Origin of the sequence: Streptomyces sp. ID05-26A (assembly GCF_033794685.1) — a bacterium.
In the GTDB taxonomy this organism is placed as follows: Bacteria; Actinomycetota; Actinomycetes; order Mycobacteriales; family Pseudonocardiaceae; genus Lentzea.
The window spans coordinates 1,198,849-1,222,696 of record NZ_JARAYZ010000002.1; the positions used below are offsets into that span (position 1 = coordinate 1,198,849).

Sequence of the window (23,848 nt, forward strand, 5' to 3'; positions counted from 1 at the left end):
GCGGTCGACCGGCGTCTGGCCTGTGCTCACCGCGCACAAAGGGGAGGATCGGAGGAAGAGGTCCCTCGATCGGGTGAAGGTGGCAGGCCGTGAGCGGTGGCGACTGGGTGTTCGGCTTCGGGTCCCACTCCTGGGAGGACGTGGTCGACAAGCTGTTCGGCGGGCTGGGCAGGCCCCCGTCGGCGACGAGGCGCACCGACCACTACGGGCGTGACCTCACCGCCGCGGCGCGCGACGGACTGCTCGACCCCGTGATCGGCCGGGAGGACGTCGTCTACGAGGTGCTCGAGGTGTTGTCCCGGCGCAGCAAGAACAACCCGGTCCTGATCGGTGATCCGGGAGTCGGCAAGACCGCGATCGTCGAGGGCATCGCGGCGCGGATCGCCGGCGGCGACGTGCCCGCCACGCTCAGGGACAGGAGGCTGATCTCCCTGGACCTGGTGGGCATGGTGGCCGGGGCGAAGTACCGGGGCGAGTTCGAGGAACGCCTCGAGGGCGTGGTCGACGAGGTCACCGCGTCGAACCGGATGGTGATCCTGTTCATCGACGAGCTGCACACCCTCGTGGGCGCGGGCAGTGCCGAAGGTGCGCCGATGGACGCCGCGAACATGCTCAAACCGGTGCTCACGTCCGGGAGGCTCCAGGTGATCGGGGCGACCACGGCCGAGGACTACCGCCGCCACATCGCGAAGGACGCCGCGCTGGAGCGGCGGTTCCAGCCGATCCTCGTCGCCGAACCGTCGCCCGGCGAGGCGATCGCCATCCTGCGCGGCCTGCGCGGCCGGTACGAGACGCACCACGGTGTGCGGATCACCGACGAGGCGATCGTGTCCGCCGTCGAACTGTCGGCCCGTTACGTCACCGACCGGTTCCTGCCGGACAAGGCGGTCGACCTGGTGGACCGCGCGGGCGCGCGGGTCCGGTTGCGGGAGAAGGGCCCGATGCCACCGGATCCGGCGGAGCTCGAGCAGCGGGTGAACCGCCTCAGGCGGGAGCGGGACACCGCACCGGACGAGGACGTGCCGTTCCTGGACGACGACCTCCGGCGCGCGGTCGCCGACCTGGAAGCCGCCCGTGCCGCGCTGGCGGAAGCGCCCGAGGTCGGCCCGAACGACGTCGCCGAGGTCGTGTCGCGCAGCACGGGCATCCCGGTCGCCCAGCTCACCGAGGCCGAACGGCACCGGTTGCTGCACCTGGAGGACCTCCTGCACCAGCGGATCATCGGGCAGGAGGAGGCCGTCGAGGCCGTGGCCGACGCGGTTCGCCAGGGCCGTGCCGGCCTCAAACACCCGCACCGCCCCGTCGGCTCGTTCCTGTTCCTGGGCCCGACCGGTGTGGGCAAGACGGAGGTCGCGCGGGCGTTGGCGGAGGCCCTCTTCGGGTCGCAGGACCGGTTGATCCGGTTCGACATGAGCGAGTTCGGTCAGCAGCACGCGGTCTCCCGGCTGATCGGCGCGCCGCCGGGGTACGTGGGCTACGAGGACGCCGGCCAGCTCACCGGCGCGGTCCGGCGCGCGCCGTACTCGGTCCTGCTGCTGGACGAGATCGAGAAGGCGCACCCCGACGTGTTCAACACCCTGCTTCAGGTGCTCGACGCGGGCAGGCTCACCGATTCCCAGGGACGCACCGCCGACTTCGCCAACACCGTCATCATCATGACCAGCAACATCGGTGCCGACCAGCTCCTGGCCGCCGGCGCCTCGGGGGTCGACGCGGAGGAGCTGCGCGGGCCGTTGATGGCCGCGGTTCGCCGTTGTTTCCGCCCGGAGTTCCTCAACCGCCTCGACGAGATCATCCTGTTCCGCGGCCTCGACGCCGGGCAGCTGCGCCAGATCACCGCGTTGCTGCTCGACCGCACCCGCGAACGCCTGCGCGAGCAGAACATCACGCTGGAGGTGGACGACCAGGCCGTCGACTGGCTCGCCGCCCGCGGTTACGTGCCCGAGTACGGGGCCCGGCCGTTGCGCCGCACGATCGCGAAGGAGCTCGACCGCCGGCTGTCCCGCGCGCTGCTCGCCGGTGAGGTGCGCGGCGGGCACCACGTCCTGGTGACGGTGGTCGACGCGGAGCTGGCGCTGACCGTCACCGATCCCCCGGCCTGACTTCGCCCGGCGGCCGATCGTGACCTCGATGTGCGCCGGGCCACGACGGCGGAGCGGTTGAGCGATCACCCAGCCGGGTAGTCGAGCTGTGCCAGGACATCGACTACCAGGAGGCTGACGTGATCGGGTTCATCGTGGCCGGACTGATCATCGGCGCGCTCGCCCGACTGATCAAGCCCGGCAAGCAGAACCTCGGCATCGTGGCGACGCTGTTGCTGGGGCTGGTCGGCTCCGTCATCGGTGGCACCATCGCGAACCTGCTCGGCACCGGTGACATCTTCGAGCTCAACGTGCTGGGCTTCATCGTCGCCGTGATCGCCTCCGTGCTGCTCATCGGCGTCGCCGAGGGCATCGCCGGTCGCAACCGCTCCAGCGTGCGGTAACACCGCGACCGACACTTCGTTCCCTTTCGCCGCCGGCCCCCGGCATCCTCCGATCGGAGGATGCCGGGGGTCCGCCGCGTTCGCGGTGATCCACGCCCGCGCGGCCGATCCGGCGCGTTCCCGCGGGCGACAGGCTCTCGTCATGGCCTTGCACGACGTCGTCCGCACCGCACGTCCGGTGCGCATCCCCTACCTCGACAACCTCCGCGTCTTCCTCACGTTCCTGGTGGTGGCGCACCACTGTGCGGCGCCCTACAGCAACCTCGACGTCTGGCCCAACCGGCAGGAACCCGTTCCGGCGTCCGCGGCCGGGCCGTTGGACCTGCTGCTCGTGGTCAACCAGACGTTCTTCATGGGGTTCTTCTTCCTGCTGTCCGGGTACTTCGCCCCCGGCGCGGTGGACAGGCGGGGGTCTCGCGCCTTCGCGGTCGAGCGCCTCAAGCGGCTCGGGATCCCACTCGCCGCGTTCATCGTGCTGTTGCGCCCGTTCTACGTCCTCCCTGCCTACCTCGACCTGCCGGACACCCGACCGTCCTTTGTGGCCTTCTACTTCACCACCTGGGAGCTCGGGCCCGCGTGGTTCCTCGAAGTGCTCCTGATGTTCTCGCTCGTGTACGCGTGGGCCCGACACCTGCGCGGGACCGCGGAGCCGGTGCGGTCGTGGTCGCCGCGGCGGCGGGACGTGCTCGCCTTCGCACTCGTCCTCGGCGTGCTCACCTACCTGTGGCGGATCTTCGTCCCTCTCGGCACCCGCGCGCCGGTGCTCGAACTGCCCACCCCCGCGTACCTGCCGCAGTACGTCCTGCTCTTCGGCGCCGGCGTCCTGGCCCATCGCCGTCGCTGGTTCGAGGCGCTTCCTCGGCGATCGGGCTGGTTCGGCGCGCTCCTCGTCGTGGTGTCGCTCGTGCCGTTGGCACTGGGCGGCTACCGCGGCTTCGTGTCGCCCGACGACCTGGCCGATCACGACCTCGCGTACCTGGCTCTCGCGCTGTGGGAGTCGTTGTTCGCGATCGGCGTCGTCCTGGTCCTGCTCCGCGTGTTCGGACGCTTCGCCGCCGGCACGTCGCGGTTCGGCGGCTTCCTCGCGGACAACGCCTTCGCCGTCTACCTGGTGCACGCGCCGGTCATCGTCGGCACCGTGGAGCTGCTGCGTCCGCTCGACGCGGCACCCGTGCCGAAGTTCCTGCTGGCCCTGGTGATCGCCGCGGTGACGAGCTGGGCGATCTCGGGCGCCCTGCGCCGCGTGCGCGCGGTGCGGGCGGTGGTGTGACGCGAGGTCACCGTGCCGGGACGCGGGGGTGCGATCATTGCCGGAGTGAGCGTCGAGGCCGAGTTGCGCGAGGAGTTCGACCGCTGGGAACGCAAGGAGTCCGCGGTCCTGAAAGCACTTCCCTACCCGTTGCTGGCGATCAGCGTCGTCTTCACACTCCTGCAGCCGCTGTGGGACGCGCCGGTGCACTTCCCGACGGCGCTGGGGCTCTCGGCCGTGCTCACCGCGTGGCTCCTGTGGTTCCACACGTTCCACCCGGAGTCGCACGACGACAGCCGGTTGATGGGCCTGTACTACGCGGGCCTCGTCGGGCTGACCGCCTGCCTGGTGCTGCTCACCCCGTGGTTCGGCTTCTTCGCCTTCATCGGCTACGTGCACGCCTTCCAGTACCTGCGGGGCCGGTGGCGGTACGCCGGTGTGGCGGTGACGTCCGCGGTCTCGGCGGTCTCCTACATCGGAGGGGCGGACGGCATCACGGCCGAGGAGTGGTGGAAGTGGCCCGCCGTCAGCGCGGTCACCACGGTGATGGCCACGGCGGCCTTCCACGCCGACGTGATGTCCGACCGCCGCAACCACCGGCAGAAGCGGGCTCTGACCGAGTTGCACAGGGCCAACACCGAACTGGAGACCGCGCTGGCGGAGAACGCGGCCCTGCACGCCCGGTTGCTGGCGCAGGCCCGCGCGGCGGGAGTGCTCGACGAACGGCAGCGGATGGCTCGGGAGATCCACGACACCCTCGCGCAGGGCCTGGCCGGCATCCTGACGCAGCTCCAGGCCGCCGAGCAGGAGGCGGCCGCACCGGCGGTGTCGCGGCGGCACGTGGCGAACGCGATGGACCTGGCCCGTGAAAGCCTCGTCGAGGCACGCCGGACGGTGCACGCGGTGGGACCGTCCGAGCTGGCGCAGGCCCGCCTGCCGGACGCGATCGGCGACGTGGCCCGGCGCTGGTCGGAGGTGAACCAGGTCGAGGCGGTGCTGACCACGACCGGTGATGCCCGGCCGATGCACACCGACGTCGAGGTGGCGCTGCTGCGGACCGCGCAGGAGGCTCTCGCCAACGTCGCGAAGCACGCGCGAGCCGGTCGCGTCGCCCTGACCCTGTCGTACATGGAGGACCTGGTGACGCTCGACGTGCTCGACGACGGGGTGGGTTTCCTGCCGGACGCCCACCGCACCGACTCCGCCGGCGGAGGATTCGGGCTCGTCGGCATGCGGCAGCGGGTGCAGCGCCTCGCGGGACGGCTGGACGTCGAGTCCGAACCCGGTGGGGGAACCGCGATCACGGTGACGGTGCCGGTGACCCCCGCCGGAGGTGAAAGGTGATCTCGCTGCTGATCGTGGACGACCACCCCGTGGTGCGGGACGGGCTGCGGGGCATGTTCGGCGCCGATCCGCGCTTCGAGGTGGTCGGTGAAGCCGGTGACGGGGCGGAAGCGGTCGCGGTCGCGGAGCGCCTCCGTCCCGACGTGGTCCTCATGGACCTGCGGATGCGCGGGACCGACGGGGTCACCGCCATCAGGGAGCTGGCGAGACGGGGCGTGCCGTCCCGGGTCCTGGTGCTCACCACCTACGACACGGACAGCTACGTGCTGGCCGCCATCGAGGCCGGCGCCACTGGCTACCTGCTCAAGGAGGCGCCGAGGGAGGAACTCGTCCGGGCCGTGGAGGCCGCGGCGCGCGGGCAGGCGGTGCTCTCCCCCACCGTCGCGACCCGGCTCGTGGGGCAGGTGCGCAGGCCGGCCCCGGCACCGCTCTCGCGCCGAGAGCTCGAGGTGCTGGAGCTGATCGCCCAGGGCTCGACGAATCGCGAGGCGGCGAAGCGGCTCTTCATCAGCGAGACGACGGTGAAGACGCATCTGCTGCACGTGTACGCGAAGCTGGGCGTCAACGACCGCGCGGCCGCGGTGGCCGCCGCGTTCTCCCGCGGCTACCTGACACCTGAGGACTGACGGCCGGGTCCGCGGTAGAAGCGGACGTTCCCTGGCACCTACTGCTGCGAGTCTCGCTGTCACAAAGAGCCGCACGAGCAGGGGAACGCCATGAGCATCGAGACCACCGTCCACCTGAACTTCCGGGACACCGCCCGCGAGGCGCTGGAGTTCTACCGCTCCGTCTTCGGCGGCGACGTGGTCGCGTTCACCTACGCCCAGGCCCAGGACGTGGAGCACCCGGCCGACGCCGACCGCCTCTCGTGGGGCGAGGTCCGCACCGAGGCGGGGTTCCACGTCATGGCCTACGACGTCCGCGAGAACCAGACCTTCGACGCGGGCGACCGGCCGTTCTTCGTCTCGGTGCGCGGCACCGGCGCCGAGGAGCTCACGGGCTACTGGAAGGGCCTGTCCGAGGGCGCCACGATCATGGCCGACCTCGGTCCGGCCGGGTGGGCGCCGCTGTACGGCATGCTCCGGGACCGGTTCGGCGTCATCTGGACGCTCGACCTCACCGCCGGTCACTCGGCCTGACCTCGTCCGCTCCCCTTCTGCGAAAGGCTTTCCCGTGCGCATGCGCACCTTGGGTGGCACCGGCATCCAGGTCAGCCCGTTCTGCCTGGGCACCATGAAGTTCGGTCCCCACGGCAACCCCGACCCCGACGACTGCGTCCGGATCATCCACCGGGCACTCGACGCGGGCATCAACTTCGTCGACACGGCCGACGTCTACGGCGGCGACGGCGAGACCGAGCGGATCGTCGGCAAGGCGTTGCGCGGCAGGCGCGACGACGTGGTCCTGGCCACGAAGTTCAACGGCCCCATGGGAACCGATCCCAACCGGCAGGGCAACTCGCGCCGGTGGATCATGACCGCCGTCGAGGACTCCCTGCGCCGCCTGGGGGTGGACCACCTCGACCTCTACCAGGTGCACCACGCCGACCACCGCACCGACGCGGAGGAGACCCTGTCCGCCCTCACCGACCTGCTGCGGGCCGGCAAGGTGCGGGTGATCGGCACGTCCGGCCTCCCCGCCGCCCAGATCGTCGAGGCGCAGTGGCTCGCCGAACGCCGTGGTCTCGCTCGACTCCGGACCGAGCAACCGCACTACTCGATCCTCAACCGCGGCGCCGAACGCGACGTCCTGCCCACCTGCGAGCGGTACGGGCTGGGCGTGCTGACCTGGAGCCCGCTGGCCGCCGGCCTGCTCACCGGCCGCTTCCGGCCCGGCGGCGAACCGGTCTCGGCCGGCAGCCTGCACTGGCTCCCCCGGCACATGACCGACGAGCGCAAACACGCCGCGGTGGAGCAGCTCCTGCCGATCGCCGCGGACGCCGGCCTGTCCCTGACCCACATCGCGGTGGCGTTCGTGGTGAGCCATCCCGGCGTCACGTCGGCGATCATAGGCCCCCGCACCCCGGCCCACCTCGACGACCTGCTCGCCGGTGCCGGCACCACGCTCACCGACGACGTGCTCGACCGGATCGACGAGGTCGTACCGCCCGGCACCGACCTCGGGGCGGTCGACGTGGCTCCCGTACCGGACGCGCTCGCCCGGCCGGGTGCACGCCGTCGTGCTGTGGACGACCGCGCCGCCAGGTGACTCACGTCAGAGGGCGGCGAGACCTTGGCGCACGAGGCGCGCCTCCTCGTCGAGCAGATGGCGGGCACGGGTGGTCCAGTCCGCGTCGATGCGGAACGTGTCGCCGCCGAAACGCGGGAACACGTGCAGGTGGAAGTGGAAGATCTCCTGGAAAGCGGCTCCCCGTCGGCGAGGAACATGTTGACGCCTTCGCAGCGCAGTCCGGACCGGCGCAGGGCGCGACCCAGGCGGTGGCCGATCCTCCAGACGTGCGTGCTCGTCTCCTCGTCCAGGTCCTCGAGCCCGACGGCGTGCAGCCTGGGCACGACCAGGACGTGACCAGGCGTCACCGCACCGAGGTCCATGAAAGCGACGACCCGGTCGTCCGCGTGCACGACGCTCGCTTCAGCCTCTCCCGCGACGATGGCGCAGAAGACGCAGTCGTTCTGCTTCTGGTCGATCATGGCCCAAGCGTTGCATATCGGGGAAGCGAGGCCCGGGTCCACAGAGGACCCGGGCCTCGCCCGTGCGCGCTCAGGAGTGGACGGAGACCTGCTCGTAGATCACCTTCCACTCGTAGGTGCCGGCGAACCCGTTGGCCCACAAGGAGTTCACCCGGGCCGCCTCGGTGGCGTTCGGCGAGGCGACGGTGCACGACGTGCCCGGACCGCCGCCCGACATCAGTTCCGAGCACGGGCCGCTGTAGTGGTCGGGCAGGCCGAGGGCGTGCCCGGTCTCGTGGGCGGTGATGCGGGTGACGTAGTACTGCCGCGCCTGCGTGTAGTCGATGAAGATGGTGCCGCGGCCGTGGCCGTTGGTGGAGGCGTACGAACCACGCGGGTCGTTGCCCTCGCGGTAGCGCAGGGTCGCCGCGCTGCGGTTCTCCACCAGCTTCACGTTGCTCACCCGCGCGTTCCAGTTCGCCGCGCCCTGCCTGATGGCGCTCGCGAACGTGGGTGCGCTGCTGGTGTCGTAGTAGACGGTGACCGCCGCCGCGGTGATCGGGGTCTCGGCGGCTGCCGCCTGGCCGGTCAGGGGTGCGACGACGGTCGTGGCCGCGGCGAGCGCGACGGACAGGACGAATTTCCTGAACATGGGTTCTCCTCGCTTGCAGGGTGCGAAGAATGGAACCTCGGGGCTCCGCCACCCAACGTAAGGAAAGTCGTCGTTGCCACTCGCCCGCCATTGGCGTGACGCGGATCGGCGCTCTTGACGGTTGACTTCGCCCGTCATCCGGACGAATGCGGTGAAAGTCCGGGAAAGGGGGCGAATGGTCGTCACGGTGCGTCAGACCTGCGATCTCGGCAATCCGAGAAATTCGATCTCGTACCCGCTTCTCGCCCCCAGGACGAGAAGCGGGTCACCACGAACCGATCACGGGATTCGAGAGATCATCACAATCGTCGCCGCGCGAAGAACATCATCATTCACCGCCGCGACAGGTTCACCTTCGGCCGAGCCGCGGTCACTGCGGCAGGACGAGCCGGTTCGCGATGTCGTACAGGTCGGCCTGGGGTACCCGGCCGGCGATCGCGATCGGAGCTCCGCCGAGCGCGTTCAGGACCCACAACCGGTGGTAGCCGTTGTCGTCGGTGTAGCGCGTCTCGTGGCCCTGCACGGGGTGTCCCGGTGTGCCGGTCGGCGCGCCGACGACAGCGCTGGTGACGTTGACCGTCGGCTGGACGGTGCACGTGCCCAGCGAGTAGCCCGTGGTGATTCCCGGCGAGGCCGGGGACCGGTCCACTCCCTGCTGGACGTTGAAGGCGCAGATCCGCATCCCGTCGGGCAGGTCGCGCAGGCCGTACGCCGGGGTGACGGTCGTCGTGCCCGGGAACTGGATGTTCTCCGCGATCCGGCGGCCGGCCTCGACGAGTTGCTGCGCGGGCGCGGTGCTGCCCTGCGCGGCGGACACGTGCACGTACATCGAACCGCCGTCGGGGTGCGCCACGTACAGCTCGTACCCGGCCGGGCCGGTGGGCACCGCGCTCTCGACGGCGCGCTGACCCTTGATCGTCACGGGCGCGCCCGGACCCGACTTGAACGTCGCCTCGTCCACCTGCACCATCCGGAACTGCTGGACGCCGACCTCCAGGACCTGGCCGCCGGCCGTGACGGTCAGCATGTACTCACCGCCGTACAGGGGCGCGTCCGTGTTGGCCGCGCTGGACCCGACGTTGATCCGCTGCGCCCGGTAGGCGACCGTGCCCGGCGGGAGCCAGCCGAGGGAATAGGGCATCTGCAGCCCCGGCGGGGCCTGGCTGGCGGGGGCCGGGGTCTGGCTGCCCTGAGATTCGCCGGCGGTGGCGATCGTCCGGGACTGTTCCACGGGGTCCGGCCGGTTCAGCACCACGGCGGTGACCGCGCCGAGGGTCAGCACGGTCGCCCCGGCGGCGACCGCCAGCGGCCGGCTCAGCCCGGAGCGCCTGCTGTCGATGCGTCGGCGCGCCGCGGCGAGAACCGCGTCGCTGTCGGGCGCGCCGGGTTCACGCGCCGTGAAGGTGTCCTTGATCAGGTTCTCGATGTTCATCACGTCTCCCTGGCTTCCGCCATCTGCTCGATGGCCAAGCCGTTTCGCAGTGCGGCCAATGCCTTGTGGGCGTGTGCGCGGACGGTGGCCTGGGCGCAGCCGAGCAGCCCGGCGATCTCGGCGTCGGGCAGCTGCTCGTAGTACCGCAGCACCACCACGGCCCGCTGGCGCTTGGGCAGCCGCGCCAGGCGCTGCCACATGTCCTCGCGCGCGGCGTGGTCCGACGCGAAATCGTCCGCCCGTGCCTCGTCGGGGAGGTCACCCGACGTGATCACACGCGCGGACCAGCTATGTCGCCAGGACAGGTAGCCGTTGGTCACCATCCGCAGCACATATCGCTCCGGGTGATCCGTGCCGCTGATCCGGGACCAGTGCCGGTACATCTTGACCAGCACGTCCTGCACCAGATCAGCCGCCTGCTCCCGCTCGCCGGTGAGCATCGTCGCGTACCGCAGCAACCTCGGTAGTTGCGCTCGGGCGAAGTCGTCGTAGTCAGCCATCACCCTTGAAGACTCGCGTCGACGGCGTTCCGTTTACCCGGCTTCCCGAATAAACAGATTGATCCACTCGACGAGTCATAGGGGCAGGGGAAAAACACCAGCCGACCTCACAAGGGGCGATCTGTGCACAAACGCGGTTTCATCCATGCGGCGGTCCTCGCCGTGGTGGCCGGCAGCGTGGCCGTCTTACCGGCGGCGGCGCTGCAACCCACCACACCGGCACCCGCCGAGGAACCCAGAACGGTCACGCTGATCACCGGCGACAAGGTGACCGTGACCAGGAAGGACGGCTCCTGGGACGCGACGATCCAGCCGGCCGCCCGGCTCGGGCCGGTGCGGTTCCTGAAGTCGGTCAGCGCCAAGGGCGTCACGGTGATCCCGTCGGTCGCCGAGCCGTTGATCCGGGCGGGCACGCTGGATCGCAAGCTGTTCGACGTGACCGGCCTGATCGAGCTGGGCTACGACGACGCTCGCACGTCCGAGATCCCGCTTCTGGTCGAGTCCTCGGGCGCCGGGGCGCTCGGCAGGATCACCCGTGAACTGCCGTCGGTCCGGCTCTCCGCGGTGGCCACGCCGAAGGACAAGGCCGCGGAACTGTTCGGCAAGGCCGACGTCGGCAAGATCTGGCTCAACGGCAAGGTCCATCCGTCACTGGACGTGAGCGTGCCGCAGGTCGGTGCGCCGGCCGCCTGGCAGGCCGGGCACACCGGCGCGGGCGCGACCGTCGCGGTCCTCGACACCGGGTACGACCCGAAACACCCCGACCTGGCCGGGATCGTGAAGGGCGAGAAGGACTTCACCGGGGAAGGCATCGTCGACACCGAGGGGCACGGCACGCACGTGGCCTCGACCGTCGCCGGCCGTGGCGCCCGGTACACCGGCGTCGCCCGGGGCGCGGACCTGCTGATCGGCAAGGTCTGCCAGGCGGGCGGCTGCCCGTTCGACGCGATCCTCGCGGGCATGCAGTGGGCCGCGGACAGCGGTGCCAAGGTCGTGAACATGAGTCTCGGCGGCGGGTCCGGTGACGGCGTCAGCGACCCGCTGGAGATCGCGGTCAACCGGCTCTCGGCGCAGAAGGGCACGTTGTTCGTGGTCGCGGCCGGCAACTACGGCCAGAACACGCCGGTCGCGAGCCCTGCGTCCGCGGATGCCGCGCTGGCCGTGGCCAGTGTGAGCAAGCAGGACGGGTACAGCAGGTTCTCGCAGCCAGGACCGCGGTTCAAGGACTACGCCGTCAAACCGGACATCTCCGCACCCGGTGAGGACATCGTGGCCGCACGGGCCGCGGGCACGCTCGCCGACCGCGCCGTCGACGAGCACTACGCGCGGCTGACCGGAACCTCCATGGCGACGCCGCACGTGGCCGGTGCCGCGGCGATCCTGGCCGCGCAGCACCCGGAGTGGACCGGCCGGCAGATCAAGGCGGCGTTGATGGGCAGCGCGACCCCGATCGACGCCACGATCTACCAGCAGGGCTCGGGCCGGCTCGACGCAGGCCGCGCGTCCCGGCAGACGATCATCCCCAGCGAGGGGAGCCTGAGCCTCGGTTTCGTGCGGTGGCCGCACAACCACCTCGCGCTGACCAAGCAGATCACGTACCGCAACACCGGCAGCGCACCGGTCTCGCTGCGGCTGAGCCTGGACGTCCCGGCGTTCCGGACGAACGTCGACCAGGTCGTGGTGCCCGCCCACGGCGAGGCCGCGGTGACGGTCACCTTCGACCAGTCCGCCGCGCAGATCGGTGTCCACGGAGGCAGGCTGGTCGCCCGGAGCGACACCGGTGACACGGTGATCCAGACGCCGGTCGGCGCGTACAAGGAACCGGAGAGCTACGACCTGACGGTGAAGCTCATCGACCAGAACGGCGCCGCGCCGGCCGACGGTCTGCTGGCGAACGCGATGTGGGTCCCGCTGGGCACCGGCCAGGACGATTTCGACCTGTTGGGGAACAACAGCACCGTGCGGCTGCCTGCGGGACGCTACGCCGTGCTGGGCACGATCCAGACCGCGGTGCCCGGTCAGCCCCTGCCGGCGAGCACCAGGGTGGCCGACCCGGAGGTCGACCTGCGCAAGGACACCACGGTCACGCTGGACGCCAGAAACGGCAAGAAGGTCACCGTGCAGGCCGACGAGAAGGAGGCCCGCCCGATCTCCTGGACGAACGGGATGGTCGTCGACACCGGAGCACGTGGCGTGGGCTACTACAGCATGTCGGACTACAACGACTACACCGCGCCCACCACCAAGCACACCAAGGAGTTCCGGTACTTCGACCGGATGAAGCTCGAACGGCCACAGGTCCGGCTGAAGGTCGACAGTCCCGAGTCGTTCGAGATCCCGGTGGAGTGGGTATTCGGCTCACCGCGGACGACCGGCACCCGCGCGCTGTCCGTTGTGGACGTCGGGCACGCCACCCCCGGCGAGATCGCAGCAGCCGACCTCAAGGGCAAACTCGCGGTGTTCACCCTGAGCGGTGGTGAAGGCCTCGAGTTCAGCCCGCGAGTCCGTGCGATCGCCGAGGCCGGCGCGAACTCCGTGCTGTTCCACTTCTCCGGCAGCCCCGTGCGCGTGATGGAGGCGCCGCCACTCCCCTTGACAGCCACGTTCAGCCCCGATGGCGCTCGGCTCGCGAAGTTGCCGAACGCGTCCGTGACGTTGACCGGCCTGCCCGCGAGCCCGTACCGGTACGAACTCGTGTTCCCCAGCTACGGAGATGTTCCGGCGAACGTGACCTACCGGCCGCGCAACAGCGACCTGGCCACCGTGAAGACGACCTACCGAGCGCCGGCGGACGGTGAGGGCTACGCGGCGATGTTCGCCACCGACGGGAAGTACGAACTGGAGGGCGCGCTCGAATCGACGCTGACCCCTCTTCCCCAGGAGCGGACCGAGTACTACTCCCCCGCCACCTGGACGAACTCCGTGAGCGTGTCGACAGGCGGTTCCTCGCAGAACTACCAGGCCGCCAAGCGAACCTTCAAGGCCGGCGACAAGGCCACTGTGCACTGGGGCAAGGCCGTGATCGGGCCCGGTGTCACCGGGTCGCCGGGCTTCTTCTCGCCCGAACCGCACCTGGCGTACCGCGCGGGCGAGAAGATCAACGCCCGCCTGCCGCTGTTCTCGGACTCGGCCGGCCACTCCGGGTTCCCCGGTTCCGGTGACACCGGCGACACCGTGCTCCACATGGACGGCAAGGAGATCGCCCGCAGCGGCCGACCCGGCACGGGGCAGTTCACGGTGCCCGCGGGCGCGGCGCGCTACCGGCTCACCACCGAGGCGAGCCGGAACACCCCGGGATGGCCGCTGTCCACCAAGGTCAGCGCCGAATGGGGCTTCCGATCCGAGCACACGACCGCCGCGACCCCACTTCCGTTGCTGTCGATCGGTTTCGACCCCGAACTCGACCTGACGAACCGCGCGCCCCGCAACGCGGTGTTCTCGGTGCCGTTGCGCGTCGACCGGCAGCCGGGCGCACCGGGCGGCAAGGCCGCGCCGAAGCAGGTCGAGGTGTCCTGCGACGACGGGCAGACCTGGCAGCGGGTGCCGGTGCTGCGGGTGAACGACACCTGGTCCGCGGTCATCCGGAACCCGGCGTCCGGGTTCGTGTCGCTGCGTGCGAGCGCTGCGGACGAGGCCGGCAACACGGTGACCCAGACGGTCATCAGGGCGTATCAGGTGAACTGAGCGCTCAGCCGGTGCGGTTGAGCACGCTCAACCGTCCATCGTGGACCTCGGCGATCTGGTCGGCCGCGGCGAGTTGTGCGCGGTCGTGCGTGACCAGCACGGTCGCCGTGGCCCGCTGGTGGGTGAGCCGGGTGATGAGCTCGACGACGGCGGCCCCGCGTTCGTGGTCCAGGGCGCTCGTGGGTTCGTCGACCAGCAGGACGGCGGGGGCGTTCATCAGGGCTCGGGCGATGTTCACCCGCTGGCGCTGGCCCCCGGAGAGCTGGTGCGGACGGCGGTTCGCCTGTGGTGCCAGGCCGACGGCGTCGAGCAGGTCCATCGCGCGTCCGCGTGCCGCCGCCGGGGAGCGGCCGTCGATACCGGCCATGACCTGGAGCTGTTCGACGGCGGTGAGGGCCGGGAGCAGGTTGGGCTGCTGGAAGACGATTCCGATCTTGCGGCGGCGTAGGTCGGCGAGTTCGCCGCGGGTCATGCCGGTGGTCGGGGTGCCGTCGACGACGACGGCACCCGCGTCGGGGGTGACGAGGGTGGCGGCGACGGCGAGCAGGCTGGACTTGCCGGAACCGGAAGGACCCACCACGGTCGTCAGGCTGCCCCCGGGGACCTCCAGCGTCACCTGGTCCAGTGCGGTCAGGCGGGAGTCGCCGTCCGGGTAGGTGAGGGTGATGCCGGTCAGGACGAGGCTCATCGGGTGCTCCCCAGGGCGATCAGCGGGTCGACGGAGGTGATGCGGCGGATGGCGAGCGCGGCTCCCGCGGCGCCGAGCAGGATCGTCACGGCTGCCGGAACCACGACGGTGGCGGGCGTGAGGACGAACGGGATCGCGGACCCGGCCAGCGCGGCGCCGAGGGCCGCGGCGAGACCGGCGCCGGCCAGGGTGCCACCGGCGAGCAGGACGACCGCCTGGCCCAGTGCGTCCCTCAGCAGCCAGGACGTGCTGGCGCCCAAGGCTTTGAGGACGGCGACGTCGGCGCTGCGCTGGATGGTCCAGACGGTGAAGAACGCGCCGATGACCAGGGCGGAGATCGCGAACAGGAAACCGCGCATCAGCTGCAGGGAGCCGTTCTCGGAGGTGTAGGAGCCGATCGCCGCCAGGGAGTCGTCCACCGTGACCGTCCTCGTGCCGGCGGCCCGGTCGGTGGTCGCGACGGCGTCGTCGGAGGTGGTGGCCAGGGCGATGACGGTGGCCAGTGGACGGTCGCCCGTGGTCGGCGGTGCGGCCGCGCGCCACACGTCGAGGGTCGTCCAGACGACCGGGGTGTGGCTGAAGGAGGCGTCACCGGTCACGGCGGCCACGGTCAGCGTCCGTCCGGCCAGGACGATGTCGTCGCCCGCGTCGACGCCGAGATCGGCGGCGGCCCGGGCGGACATCACGACGGCGTGGTCGGTGAGCCGGTCGCCGTCCGGGGCCAGGGCGGATCCCGCCCGGACGCCGAAGATCGAGACCCCGGCGTTCCGGTCGGCCGCGGACGCCTTGGTGGTGGTGATGCCGAGCGGTTCGGCGCTGCTGACGCCGGGGGCGGCGGCCCACTGCCGCCACTGCGTCTCGGTGACGGCGGAGTCGGCGAAGGCCGGCTTCCGGTCTCCGCCGGGCTCGGCGAAGACGATCCGGTCGGCGGGCAGCCCGGTGACCGCCGAGACGTTCTGCCGGCCCAGCCCGGCGGTCAGTCCGGACAGCAGGCCGACCAGCAGGGTGATCAGCACGATCACCGACCCCATCAGCGCGAAGCGCCCCTTGGCGTGCAACAGGTCTCTCCAGGCGACGAACACGGCGTCGATCAGTCCTCTCCCACGAGTGCGTCAGGTGCTTCTCCACGGTCGCGCTCGGCGGGGTGTCACGGCATCTGGCCGGCGATGGCACTTCCCGAGCCGGAAGACGGCACCCGGCCTCCACCTTTCGACAGAGGCGAACGGCGCCGGTGCTGGCTAGCCTGGGACGCACTGTGAACGACACCGCTCCTGCTCCGACACCGGTCAACCGCGTGCTGACCTGGTGCCTGCACCTGCTGTTCGTCGCCCTGCTCGTCCTCGCGGCGACGCGGGCGCTGGTCGGAACGCGACCCCAGGCCGCGGCGGTGGTCGTGGTGGCGGTGCTGTGCGCGGCGGTGTACGCGGCCGGACCGCTGCTCCCCGGCGTCCGCACGTCGCGCCGGGCCGCCGCTGGGTGGCTGGGCGCCGTCGGTGTCCTGTGGCTGGTGCTGGTGGTCCTGACCGCCGACGGGGTGTGGCTCGCCTTCCCCCTGTACTTCCTCCAGCTGCACCTGCTGCCGCGCCGGACGGGGCTCGTCGCGGTGACCTCGACGGCGCTGGCCGCGATCACCGCCTTCGCCGCGCACCAGGGAGGCTTCAGCCCGGCCGCCGCGATCGGACCCGCGCTCGGCGCCGCCGTGGCGGTGGCCGTCGTCCGGGGCTACCAGGCGCTGTACCGGGAGAGCGAGCAACGCAGGCGGTTGATCGACGAGCTCACCGCGACCCGCGCCGACCTGGCCGCGGCCCAGCACACCGCGGGCGTCCTGGCCGAACGGGAGCGCCTGGCCCACGAGATCCACGACACCCTCGCCCAGGGCCTGTCCAGCATCCAACTGCTGCTGCACGCCGCCGGACGGTCCCTTCCCGGCAACCCAGGCAAGGCCGCCCGGCACCTGGACCAGGCCCGCCAGGCCGCGGCGGACAACCTCGCCGAGGCCCGCCGCTTCGTCGCCGCCCACACCCCGCCCGCCCTGGACGACACCACGCTGGCGGGTGCCCTGGAACGCCTGTGCGCCACCACCAGTACCCGTCACCGGATCACCGCGCGCTTCCACCTCGCCGGTGAGCCGGTCTCGCTGCCGACCGCCCCCGAGGTCGCCCTGCTGCGCATCGCCCAGGCCGCGCTCGGCAACACCGTCCGGCACGCGGAGGCCGCCACCGCGGAGATCACCCTGAGCTACCTCGCCGACGAGATCGCGCTCGCCGTCGTCGATGACGGCGTCGGCTTCGACCCCGGTGCGCTGCCGGCTCCCGATCCCGGCGAGGGCGGGTTCGGACTGGCCGCCATGCGCACCCGTGCCACTGCGCTGGGCGGTTCCCTCACCGTCGAGTCGACGCCCGGTGGAGGCACCGCCCTGGCCGCTCGTGTCCCCCTCCCCCGGTCCACCGAGGTCCGTCGATGACCACCATCCGACTCCTGCTGGCCGACGACCACCCCGTGGTGCGCGCGGGGCTGCGGGCCGTGCTGGAGACCGAACCCGGTCTCGTCGTGGTCGCCGAGGCCGCCACCGCGGAGGAAGCGGTGGCACGGGCGGCCCAGGGCGACGTCGACGTCGTCCTGATGGACCTGCGGTTCGGTGCCGGGATGAGTGGGGCCGAGGCGACGGCGGCGATCACGGCACGCCCCGGCGCGCCCCGCGTGCTGATCGTGACGACCTACGACACGGACGCGGACACGTTGCCCGCCATCGAGGCCGGCGCCACCGGGTACCTCCTCAAGGACGCACTGCCCGAGGACCTCGCGGCCGCTGTGCGCACCGCGGCGACCGGCCGCACCACGCTGGCGCCCACCGTCGCCGACCGGCTGCTGACCCGGATGCGCGCGCCGGACCGCGCACTGACCCGGCGGGAGACCGAGGTCCTCGTCCTGGTGGCCGACGGTCTGTCCAATCGGGCCATTGCCACGCGCCTGCACCTCACCGAGGGCACCGTGAAGTCGCACCTGGCCCGCTGCTACACCAAGCTCGGCGTCGACTCGCGCACCGCGGCGGTGGCCACCGCGGCGGACCTCGGTCTCATCCGCCGCTAGTTGTACCTGGTCAGGGGCACCGGCACCGGCCGCTCCACCGTGGTCGTCAGCTCGATCCGCCGGCCCTCGTCCGCTGCCCGGAGCACGGCGGTCATGGTCTCGAGCACGTGCAGCGCGAGCTCACCACTGGCGCGCGGCTCGCCGGCCGTGATGAGGTCGAGAAGGCCGATTCCCCTTCCCGCGCCCACGTAGCCCGCACTGGGCGGGAGAGTTCGCCATCCGGTGCCGCCGAGCGGGAAGAGGCGGGTCTCGCCGTCGAAGTGGTTCGGGTCCGGAACCGCGAGCGTGCCGGTCTCGCCGTGCACCTCGATCGGTGCGGCGGTGGTGGCCACCCCGTCGAAACTGGTCGTGATGGTCGAGAGCGCGCCGTTGATGTGTTCGAGCACGCCGGAAACGTGGGTGTCGACCTCGACCGGGATTCGCTGGCCCGTCCGCGCACCGGAACCGATGACGCGCTCGGCGCGCAGGCGACTGGCCGCGCCGAGCACCGTGCGCACCGGGCCGAGCAGGTGGATCAGCGCGGTGATGTAGTACGGCCCCATGTCGAACAACGGACCGCCACCCGCGGTGTAGTAGAAGTCGGGGTTGGGGTGCCAGCGTTCGTGCCCTGGCGTGACCATCACGGCCGACGCGGAGATCGGGCGTCCGATGAGCCCGCCGTCGATCGCCGCCCGCGCGGTCTGCGTGCCGGTGCCGAGAACGGTGTCCGGTGCGCACCCGATCCGTACGCCGGCAACGGCGGCCCGGTCGACGATCGCACGGCCGTCCGGGAACGCGACGGCGAGCGGCTTCTCGCCGTAGACGTTCTTGCCGGAGTCGATCGCGCGGAGCGTGATCTCGGCGTGGGCCGCGGGAACGGTCAGGTTGAGCACCGTGTCGACGTCCGGCCTGCCGAGCAGTCTCTCGACGCTGACCGCCTCGGTGCCCGGGAGCCCGGCTGCGACCGCCGCCGCACGGGTGGCGTCGAGGTCGGCGACCGCGGTGACGCGCACCGCGGGGTTGTCGCGGAGCGTGTCCAGGTACGCGCCGGAGATGACCCCGAGACCTACGATGCCGACGCGGTGCGGGTCGCCCACGACATCCCCCTCGTGACGATGGCTCGGACACTGGGATGCGCCAGCACGTCCAGGCTGTGCCCCGGCGTCGTCACCACGATCCTCCCGGCTCCCCACCGGCGGGTCCAGATCGCCGGACAGGTGACCGGCCGGTGCCACGGTTGCCACGGCCGGGCCGGGTGGGTCGTGGTGGCCAGCACGTCGACCAGGTCGTCGTGCAGCACCCAGTACTGCTCGGTGACCAGGTCGAAGTCCTCGATGCCCGCGGTGATCGGATGCTCCCGGCCGAGCGCGGTGATGTTCACCGCGTGTGGCAGGTAGTTGTCCTCCTGCCCGCCCTGGCGCTCGCACGGCTCCTTGCCGGGGTGCGTGACGAACTGGCCGCCCACCAGGTGCAGGTAGTCCGACGACGCGCGGAACGAGTCCGCGATGCCACCGTGCCAACCGGTGAAACCGGTGCCGCCCTCGACCGCCGCGCGCAGCCCGGTCAGTTGCCCGGCGGTGATCTCCGACATCGTCACGCACTGCACGATCAGGTCGGTGCGCGCCATCTCGGCCGCGTCGGCGTACACCTCGGTCGACTCCTCGACCCGCACGGCGTAGCCGCTGTCCTCCAGGAACGGGATGAACAACTCGGTGGCCCTCACCGGCTCGTGGCCTTCCCACCCACCGCGGACCACCAGCGCATTCGGCCGTGCCACACCCACCCCCACGGTCACCGCTCCTCGGGACAAGCACTCCGAACTGCACAGTGCCGCGCACGCCATCGATGGTCAAGGACGGACTCCCGGCACCTCGAACGACGCCGTGAACCGGTCGGTGGCCCCGGTACCGTCGCCCAGGTGGGGAACATCGAGTTCCGGCGGTTCACGACGGCGCGGGCCGACGACCTGGCCGACCTCCTGGCCGGCAACGCGCGTGGCCCTTCCACGCCGGACCACGGGTCGACCGGGCGGACGTGCTCGCGCGGATCGCCACCGGCTACTACGACAACCCGGCGGCCCGCACCTTCTTCGTCGTCCACGACGGCGTGCTCGCGGGCATGACCCGTCTGTTCGACCTCGACGACGACACACCGATGTTCGACCTGCGCGTGGACGAGCGGTTTCGCGGCGCCGGAGTCGGCAGCGCCACGGTGCGGTGGCTCACCGCTCACCTGTTCACCGAACTGCCCTCGATCCACCGGATCGAAGGCTCCACCCGCCACGACAACCAGGCGATGCGGCGACTGTTCCGGCGATGCGGCTACGTCAAAGAAGCGCACCACCGGCAAGCGTGGCCGTCCACGGACGGCACGATCTTCGACGCGGTCGGCTACGGCATCCTGCGACGCGACTGGGAAACCGGAACGGTCACGACCGTCGTCTTCAACGACGAGCCCGAACAGGCGACCGTCATGCGGACACCGGGGCGGTGAGCATGCCGATGATCAGGTCGACCAGTTCCGCCGCCGAGTCCGGGTCACCCGGCGGCAGGTCGCCCGCGCACACCGCTCGCTCACGATCGGCGAGCAGGGCGAACAGCACGGTGGGCAGGACCCGCAGCCGCCGGCGTCGGAGCGCGGGCGACAGGTCCTGCAGCGCGCGGTCGAGGCGGATGATGATCAGCCGGATCGCGGCCCGTCCCGCTCGCTCCAGATTGGTGTCCGCGGCCAGCGCGGGGTGCGTGCGGACCTGTTCGAGGAAGCGGGCGTAGTGAGTGGCCCCGTGTTCATAAGGGACGGTCAGCATCGGCACGACCAGGGCCGAGACCAGGGCGCGGATGTCGTCGGGGTCGCCGGTCGACTCGCTGTCGGCGAGCAACTCCAGGCGGTGCTGTTCCAGGTCGGCGATGCGGTACTCGGCGACGGCGTCGATCAGGCCATCTCTGCTGCCGAAGTGGTACTGCACCGCGGAGTTGTTGCGCTGGCCCGCGGCCGTCGCGATGTCGCGCAACGGCACGTCCGGCCCGTGCTCGGCGATCAGCCGCTCGGCGGCGACGATGATCCGATCCCTGACATCCGCGCTGGCCACGGCATTACGTTAACACACGAAGAAGCGTCACATCTTGACTTTTAAGCACATGCGCTTAACAGTGGCCGAGTGGTGACGGACATGTTCGGACTGCCCGGTGCGGTGGCGGTGGTGACCGGCGCCGGTCGCGGCATCGGAGCGGCATCGGCGACAGCGCTGGCGGAGGCCGGCGCGGACGTGGTGATCAGTGCGCGCACCGCGGAGCAACTGGCCGAGGTCGCGGGCAGGATCGAGGCACTGGGGCGGCGGGCCGTCGTCGTACCGGCGGACCTGTCCGATGTGGACGCTGTGGCGGCGTTGGCGCACATCGCCGTCGAGCGGCTCGGGCGGCTGGACGTCGTGGTCAACAACGTGGGCGGCACGCTGCCGAACACGTACCTGACGACGACACCGGACTTCCTCGAGGACGCCTTCCACTTCAACGTCACCACCGCGCACGCGCTGACCAGCGCGGCGGTACCGCTCATGCTGGAGAGCGGTGGCGGGTCGGTGGTCAACATCTCCTCCGTGATGGGACGGCTCGCCGGTCGCGGGTTCCTGGCGTACGGCACGGCGAAGGCGGCCCTGACGCACTACACGCACCTGGCCGCCATCGACCTCGCGCCGCGGATCAGGGTCAACTCGATCGACGTCGGCTCGGTGCACACCTCGGCGCTGGACGTGGTCGCCCGCGACGAGAAGATCAGGACCTCGATGGAACAGGCGACGCCGCTGCGCCGGCTGGGACACCCCGACGAGGTCGCGGCCGCGGTGCTCTTCCTGGCGTCACCGGCATCCGGCTACACCACGGGATCGGTGGTGCGGGTCGACGGCGGGATCGGCGCGCCCAACCTCGACTTCGCCCTTCCGGATCTCTGAGGAACCTGCCCGAGGAGGCACACGTGACGTACCGCGTAGTGCAGTGGAGCACCGGCAACGTCGGCAAGTGGGCGTTGCGGGGCATCATCGACCACCCCGGCCTCGACCTGGCAGGCGTGTGGGTGTCCAACCCCGCCAAGGACGGCCTCGACGCGGGGGAACTGGCCGGAACGGACCGGACGCTCGGGATCCGGGCGACCACGGACGCCGCCGGGCTGATCGCGGCCGCCCCCGACTGCGTGGTCTACACGGCGATGGCCGACAACCGGCTGAACGAGGCGATCGACGACATCTGCCAGCTGTTGCGGGCGGGCATCAACGTGGTGGCCAGCGGCCCGGTGTTCCTGTCCTATCCGGACGGCACCGTGCCACCCGAGCTGATCGAGCCCGTTCGCCTGGCCGCGGCCGACGGCGGAAGTTCTTTGTGGGTCAACGGAATCGACCCCGGCTGGGCCAACGACTGGCTACCGCTGCTGCTGTCCGGCACCTGTCAGCGCATCGATCTCATCCGCTGCTCGGAGATCCTGGACTACTCCACCTACGACAACCCGTTGGTGCTGTTCGAGATCATGGGCTTCGGCAGCCCGCCCGACCACACTCCCCTGCTGCTGCACCCCGGCATCCTCTCGCTCGCCTGGGGCAGCGTCGTCCGCCAGCTCGCCGCCGCCCTGGACGTCACGCTGGACTCGGTCGTCGAACACCACGAGCGCTTCCCCGCGCCGGAACCGTTCCCGGTCGCGGGCCGCACGATCGCCGAGGGCACCATGGCGGCGCTGCGGTTCAGCGTCAGCGGCATGGTCGCGGAACGACCGGTGCTCGTCCTCGAACACGTCACCAGGTTGCGGCCGGACCTCGCGCCGGACTGGCCGCAGCCGGCCGGCACCGGCTGCTACCGCGTGGAGATCACCGGTGAGCCCAACTACGTGCTGGACCTGCGCCTGATCGGCGGCGACGGTGACCACAACACCGCGGGGGTGGCGTCCACGGCCATGCGACTGGTCAACGCCGTTCCCGCGGTCGTGGCCGCCCCGCCAGGCCTGCTCACCGCACTCGACCTGCCGCTGACCACCGGACGGGGGCTGGTGTCGGTGCCAGGACGCCGCGGCACCACTGCTTGAGCGCGTGCCCGGCGCCGGGGTCACCCGCGCCGGGCACGCTGCGAAATCCGGTTGGCTGGAAGGGGTTGCTAACCGAAGTTCACGTCACTGCACCACATGTAGGCCTGGTCCAGGTGCGACGCCTGCCAGATCGTGAACACGATGTGGTGTCCGCGGTAGGCGCCAGAGGTCTGGACGTTGAACGTGATGTTCTGGGCAGGGGCGAACCTGCCGGTCTGCGTGATGAAGTCCAGGTTGCCCCACCCGAGTCTCTGAGTGGTGGGGTCGTACCCGTTCTTGCTGACGTAGACCCGGAAGTAGTCCGCGCCGTGACTGGCCTGGTCGTGCAGCTGCATCGAGAAGCTGCTGCCGACGTTGGTGGTCTTCCACCGGCCAGGGGTGTTCAGGGAGTTGTTGCGCGAGAGGGCGTTGCTGCAGAGCTGCCCGTCCGGGGTGGCACCCTGGAAGTTCCCGCGCAGCCCGTCCCGCAGCGCGCTCATCCAGTTCCACATGGTGTCGGCGTTTGCCTGGAAGGCCTGCCAGCACATGGGGTCCTGTTGCTGCATGGCGGGATTCGTGTGCTGGCTGCCCCACGTCTTCCAGCACTGGTAGGCGCGGGTCGCGGGACTGATGATGGTGCCGTGCGCCGAGGCCGGAGGGGCCCAGAGGAAGGTGCAGGCCAGCAGGGAGACGATCACGGCGATGACGCCCCGACGTCTGGTGGCGGACCCCGGGGAGGTGCCGCGTGAACGCATGGTTGAGCCTCCGTTCTCCGATGATCGAGCTTCAACGATCGATCTGGGAGCGCTCCCAGATTCAGGGTATCCATCACTCTCCGAGATCGCAAGCATGCACGGGGTGACGAACCCTATTCGACTGCTGTTCGATTGCTGTCACCCACGACCAGGGTCACGGGGGCACGCGACGAGCAGGGCGCCCGGCGGCAGCTCAGCCCAGCAGCGGCAATGGCCTTCGCCACGGCCATGCAGGAACCCTTGGGGCACAACGGTTCAGCGGCGTCCACACAGGAAGCCGCACCGTCCCGGCTCGCCGCCCGACCGAAGGCGCCGAG

21 protein-coding genes and 2 pseudogenes are annotated in these 23,848 nt (G+C 70.9%); 13 read left to right on the top strand and 10 right to left on the bottom strand.

Features of this window, described 5'->3' with window-relative positions; genetic code table 11:
• Positions 1-89 precede the first annotated feature (89 nt).
• The 7 genes from PV646_RS21280 to PV646_RS21310 all read left to right on the top strand — a co-directional run bounded on the left by PV646_RS21280 (position 90) and on the right by PV646_RS21310 (position 7,286).
• Positions 90-2,102 (top strand): ATP-dependent Clp protease ATP-binding subunit, encoded by a 2,013-nt coding sequence (locus PV646_RS21280; RefSeq protein ID WP_500343912.1) that lies wholly within the window; start codon positions 90-92, stop codon positions 2,100-2,102.
• Between the two features lie 119 nt (positions 2,103-2,221).
• The gene (locus PV646_RS21285) at positions 2,222-2,485 is read left to right on the top strand and encodes a GlsB/YeaQ/YmgE family stress response membrane protein (protein WP_500343913.1); all 264 of its coding nucleotides are present in this window, start codon (positions 2,222-2,224) and stop codon (positions 2,483-2,485) included.
• A gap of 142 nt (positions 2,486-2,627) precedes the next feature.
• On the top strand, positions 2,628-3,755 hold the full coding sequence (locus PV646_RS21290; protein WP_500343914.1) for an acyltransferase family protein: 1,128 nt from the start codon (positions 2,628-2,630) through the stop codon (positions 3,753-3,755).
• A 45-nt stretch (positions 3,756-3,800) separates the two neighbouring features.
• Complete coding sequence (locus PV646_RS21295; RefSeq protein ID WP_500343915.1) at positions 3,801-5,078, top strand: sensor histidine kinase; 1,278 nt, start codon at positions 3,801-3,803, stop codon at positions 5,076-5,078.
• Positions 5,075-5,704 (top strand): response regulator, encoded by a 630-nt coding sequence (locus tag PV646_RS21300; protein ID WP_500343916.1) that lies wholly within the window; start codon positions 5,075-5,077, stop codon positions 5,702-5,704. Before PV646_RS21295 ends, PV646_RS21300 begins: the two co-directional genes overlap by 4 nt.
• Before the next feature lie 90 nt (positions 5,705-5,794).
• Positions 5,795-6,217, top strand: coding sequence for a VOC family protein (locus PV646_RS21305; RefSeq protein ID WP_500343917.1), 423 nt, complete (start codon positions 5,795-5,797; stop codon positions 6,215-6,217).
• A 34-nt stretch (positions 6,218-6,251) separates the two neighbouring features.
• The gene (locus tag PV646_RS21310) at positions 6,252-7,286 is read left to right on the top strand and encodes an aldo/keto reductase (RefSeq protein ID WP_500343918.1); all 1,035 of its coding nucleotides are present in this window, start codon (positions 6,252-6,254) and stop codon (positions 7,284-7,286) included.
• A 227-nt stretch (positions 7,287-7,513) separates the two neighbouring features.
• Here PV646_RS21310 and PV646_RS21315 read toward each other — a convergent pair.
• The 4 genes and pseudogenes from PV646_RS21315 to PV646_RS21330 form a co-directional block, all read right to left on the bottom strand.
• Positions 7,514-7,729 (bottom strand): annotated as a pseudogene (locus tag PV646_RS21315) (HIT family protein); the annotation flags it as partial.
• A gap of 70 nt (positions 7,730-7,799) precedes the next feature.
• A pseudogene (locus PV646_RS21320) lies at positions 7,800-8,279 on the bottom strand (snapalysin family zinc-dependent metalloprotease); the annotation flags it as partial.
• 451 nt (positions 8,280-8,730) lie between these two features.
• Positions 8,731-9,792, bottom strand: a complete 1,062-nt coding sequence (locus PV646_RS21325) for a hypothetical protein (protein ID WP_500343919.1) — start codon at positions 9,790-9,792, stop codon at positions 8,731-8,733.
• Positions 9,792-10,292, bottom strand: a complete 501-nt coding sequence (locus PV646_RS21330; RefSeq protein ID WP_500343920.1) for a SigE family RNA polymerase sigma factor — start codon at positions 10,290-10,292, stop codon at positions 9,792-9,794. Before PV646_RS21330 ends, PV646_RS21325 begins: the two co-directional genes overlap by 1 nt.
• Positions 10,293-10,415: 123 nt before the next feature.
• Between PV646_RS21330 and PV646_RS21335 the strand changes: the two genes are divergently transcribed.
• The gene (locus tag PV646_RS21335; protein WP_500343921.1) at positions 10,416-13,976 is read left to right on the top strand and encodes a S8 family serine peptidase; all 3,561 of its coding nucleotides are present in this window, start codon (positions 10,416-10,418) and stop codon (positions 13,974-13,976) included.
• Positions 13,977-13,980: 4 nt separating this feature from the next.
• Here PV646_RS21335 and PV646_RS21340 read toward each other — a convergent pair whose 3' ends face one another.
• Positions 13,981-14,664, bottom strand: coding sequence for an ABC transporter ATP-binding protein (locus tag PV646_RS21340; protein ID WP_500343922.1), 684 nt, complete (start codon positions 14,662-14,664; stop codon positions 13,981-13,983).
• A complete protein-coding gene (locus PV646_RS21345; protein WP_500343923.1) occupies positions 14,661-15,746 on the bottom strand; it encodes an ABC transporter permease in 1,086 nt (361 codons plus the stop codon). Before PV646_RS21345 ends, PV646_RS21340 begins: the two co-directional genes overlap by 4 nt.
• A gap of 173 nt (positions 15,747-15,919) precedes the next feature.
• Here PV646_RS21345 and PV646_RS21350 point away from each other — a divergent pair, with 173 nt between their 5' ends.
• Together PV646_RS21350 and PV646_RS21355 are read left to right on the top strand one after the other, a co-directional pair.
• Positions 15,920-17,128, top strand: coding sequence for a sensor histidine kinase (locus PV646_RS21350; protein WP_500343924.1), 1,209 nt, complete (start codon positions 15,920-15,922; stop codon positions 17,126-17,128).
• Positions 17,125-17,754, top strand: a complete 630-nt coding sequence (locus tag PV646_RS21355) for a response regulator (protein WP_500343925.1) — start codon at positions 17,125-17,127, stop codon at positions 17,752-17,754. Before PV646_RS21350 ends, PV646_RS21355 begins: the two co-directional genes overlap by 4 nt.
• On the opposite strand, the gene PV646_RS21360 is transcribed toward PV646_RS21355, so the two are convergent.
• Both PV646_RS21360 and PV646_RS21365 read right to left on the bottom strand, forming a co-directional pair.
• Entirely contained in the window at positions 17,751-18,830 is a 1,080-nt protein-coding gene (locus tag PV646_RS21360) for a Gfo/Idh/MocA family protein (protein WP_500343926.1), read from the bottom strand. The genes PV646_RS21355 and PV646_RS21360 overlap by 4 nt on opposite strands.
• Positions 18,800-19,510: a ThuA domain-containing protein gene (locus PV646_RS21365; protein ID WP_500345053.1), complete on the bottom strand. Its 711-nt coding sequence runs from the start codon at positions 19,508-19,510 to the stop codon at positions 18,800-18,802. Before PV646_RS21365 ends, PV646_RS21360 begins: the two co-directional genes overlap by 31 nt.
• A gap of 257 nt (positions 19,511-19,767) precedes the next feature.
• On the opposite strand from PV646_RS21365, the gene PV646_RS21370 reads away from it, so the two are divergent.
• A complete protein-coding gene (locus PV646_RS21370) occupies positions 19,768-20,226 on the top strand; it encodes a GNAT family N-acetyltransferase (RefSeq protein ID WP_500343927.1) in 459 nt (152 codons plus the stop codon).
• Here the strand turns inward: PV646_RS21370 and PV646_RS21375 are convergent.
• Positions 20,204-20,821, bottom strand: coding sequence for a TetR family transcriptional regulator (locus PV646_RS21375; RefSeq protein WP_500343928.1), 618 nt, complete (start codon positions 20,819-20,821; stop codon positions 20,204-20,206). The two genes, PV646_RS21370 and PV646_RS21375, sit on opposite strands and share 23 nt — an antisense overlap.
• Positions 20,822-20,902: 81 nt before the next feature.
• Between PV646_RS21375 and PV646_RS21380 the strand changes: the two genes are divergently transcribed.
• Positions 20,903-21,679: an SDR family oxidoreductase gene (locus tag PV646_RS21380; protein WP_500343929.1), complete on the top strand. Its 777-nt coding sequence runs from the start codon at positions 20,903-20,905 to the stop codon at positions 21,677-21,679.
• A 23-nt stretch (positions 21,680-21,702) separates the two neighbouring features.
• Positions 21,703-22,797 (top strand): NAD(P)H-dependent amine dehydrogenase family protein, encoded by a 1,095-nt coding sequence (locus PV646_RS21385; RefSeq protein WP_500343930.1) that lies wholly within the window; start codon positions 21,703-21,705, stop codon positions 22,795-22,797.
• A gap of 68 nt (positions 22,798-22,865) precedes the next feature.
• Here the strand turns inward: PV646_RS21385 and PV646_RS21390 are convergent, their stop codons facing one another.
• Positions 22,866-23,531, bottom strand: a complete 666-nt coding sequence (locus PV646_RS21390; protein WP_500343931.1) for a lytic polysaccharide monooxygenase auxiliary activity family 9 protein — start codon at positions 23,529-23,531, stop codon at positions 22,866-22,868.
• Between the last annotated feature and the right edge of the window lie 317 nt (positions 23,532-23,848).

What these genes read in the sequence shown, in the direction of transcription:
- PV646_RS21290 (WP_500343914.1), top strand. Translation starts at nt 2,628, where the DNA reads ATGGCCTTGCACGACGTCGTCCGCACCGCACGTCCGGTGCGCATCCCC.
- PV646_RS21305 (WP_500343917.1), top strand. Translation starts at nt 5,795, where the DNA reads ATGAGCATCGAGACCACCGTCCACCTGAACTTCCGGGACACCGCCCGC.
- PV646_RS21325 (WP_500343919.1), bottom strand. Translation starts at nt 9,792, where the DNA reads ATGAACATCGAGAACCTGATCAAGGACACCTTCACGGCGCGTGAACCC.
- PV646_RS21330 (WP_500343920.1), bottom strand. Translation starts at nt 10,292, where the DNA reads ATGGCTGACTACGACGACTTCGCCCGAGCGCAACTACCGAGGTTGCTG.
- PV646_RS21340 (WP_500343922.1), bottom strand. Translation starts at nt 14,664, where the DNA reads ATGAGCCTCGTCCTGACCGGCATCACCCTCACCTACCCGGACGGCGAC.
- PV646_RS21355 (WP_500343925.1), top strand. Translation starts at nt 17,125, where the DNA reads ATGACCACCATCCGACTCCTGCTGGCCGACGACCACCCCGTGGTGCGC.
- PV646_RS21380 (WP_500343929.1), top strand. Translation starts at nt 20,903, where the DNA reads ATGTTCGGACTGCCCGGTGCGGTGGCGGTGGTGACCGGCGCCGGTCGC.
- PV646_RS21390 (WP_500343931.1), bottom strand. Translation starts at nt 23,531, where the DNA reads ATGCGTTCACGCGGCACCTCCCCGGGGTCCGCCACCAGACGTCGGGGC.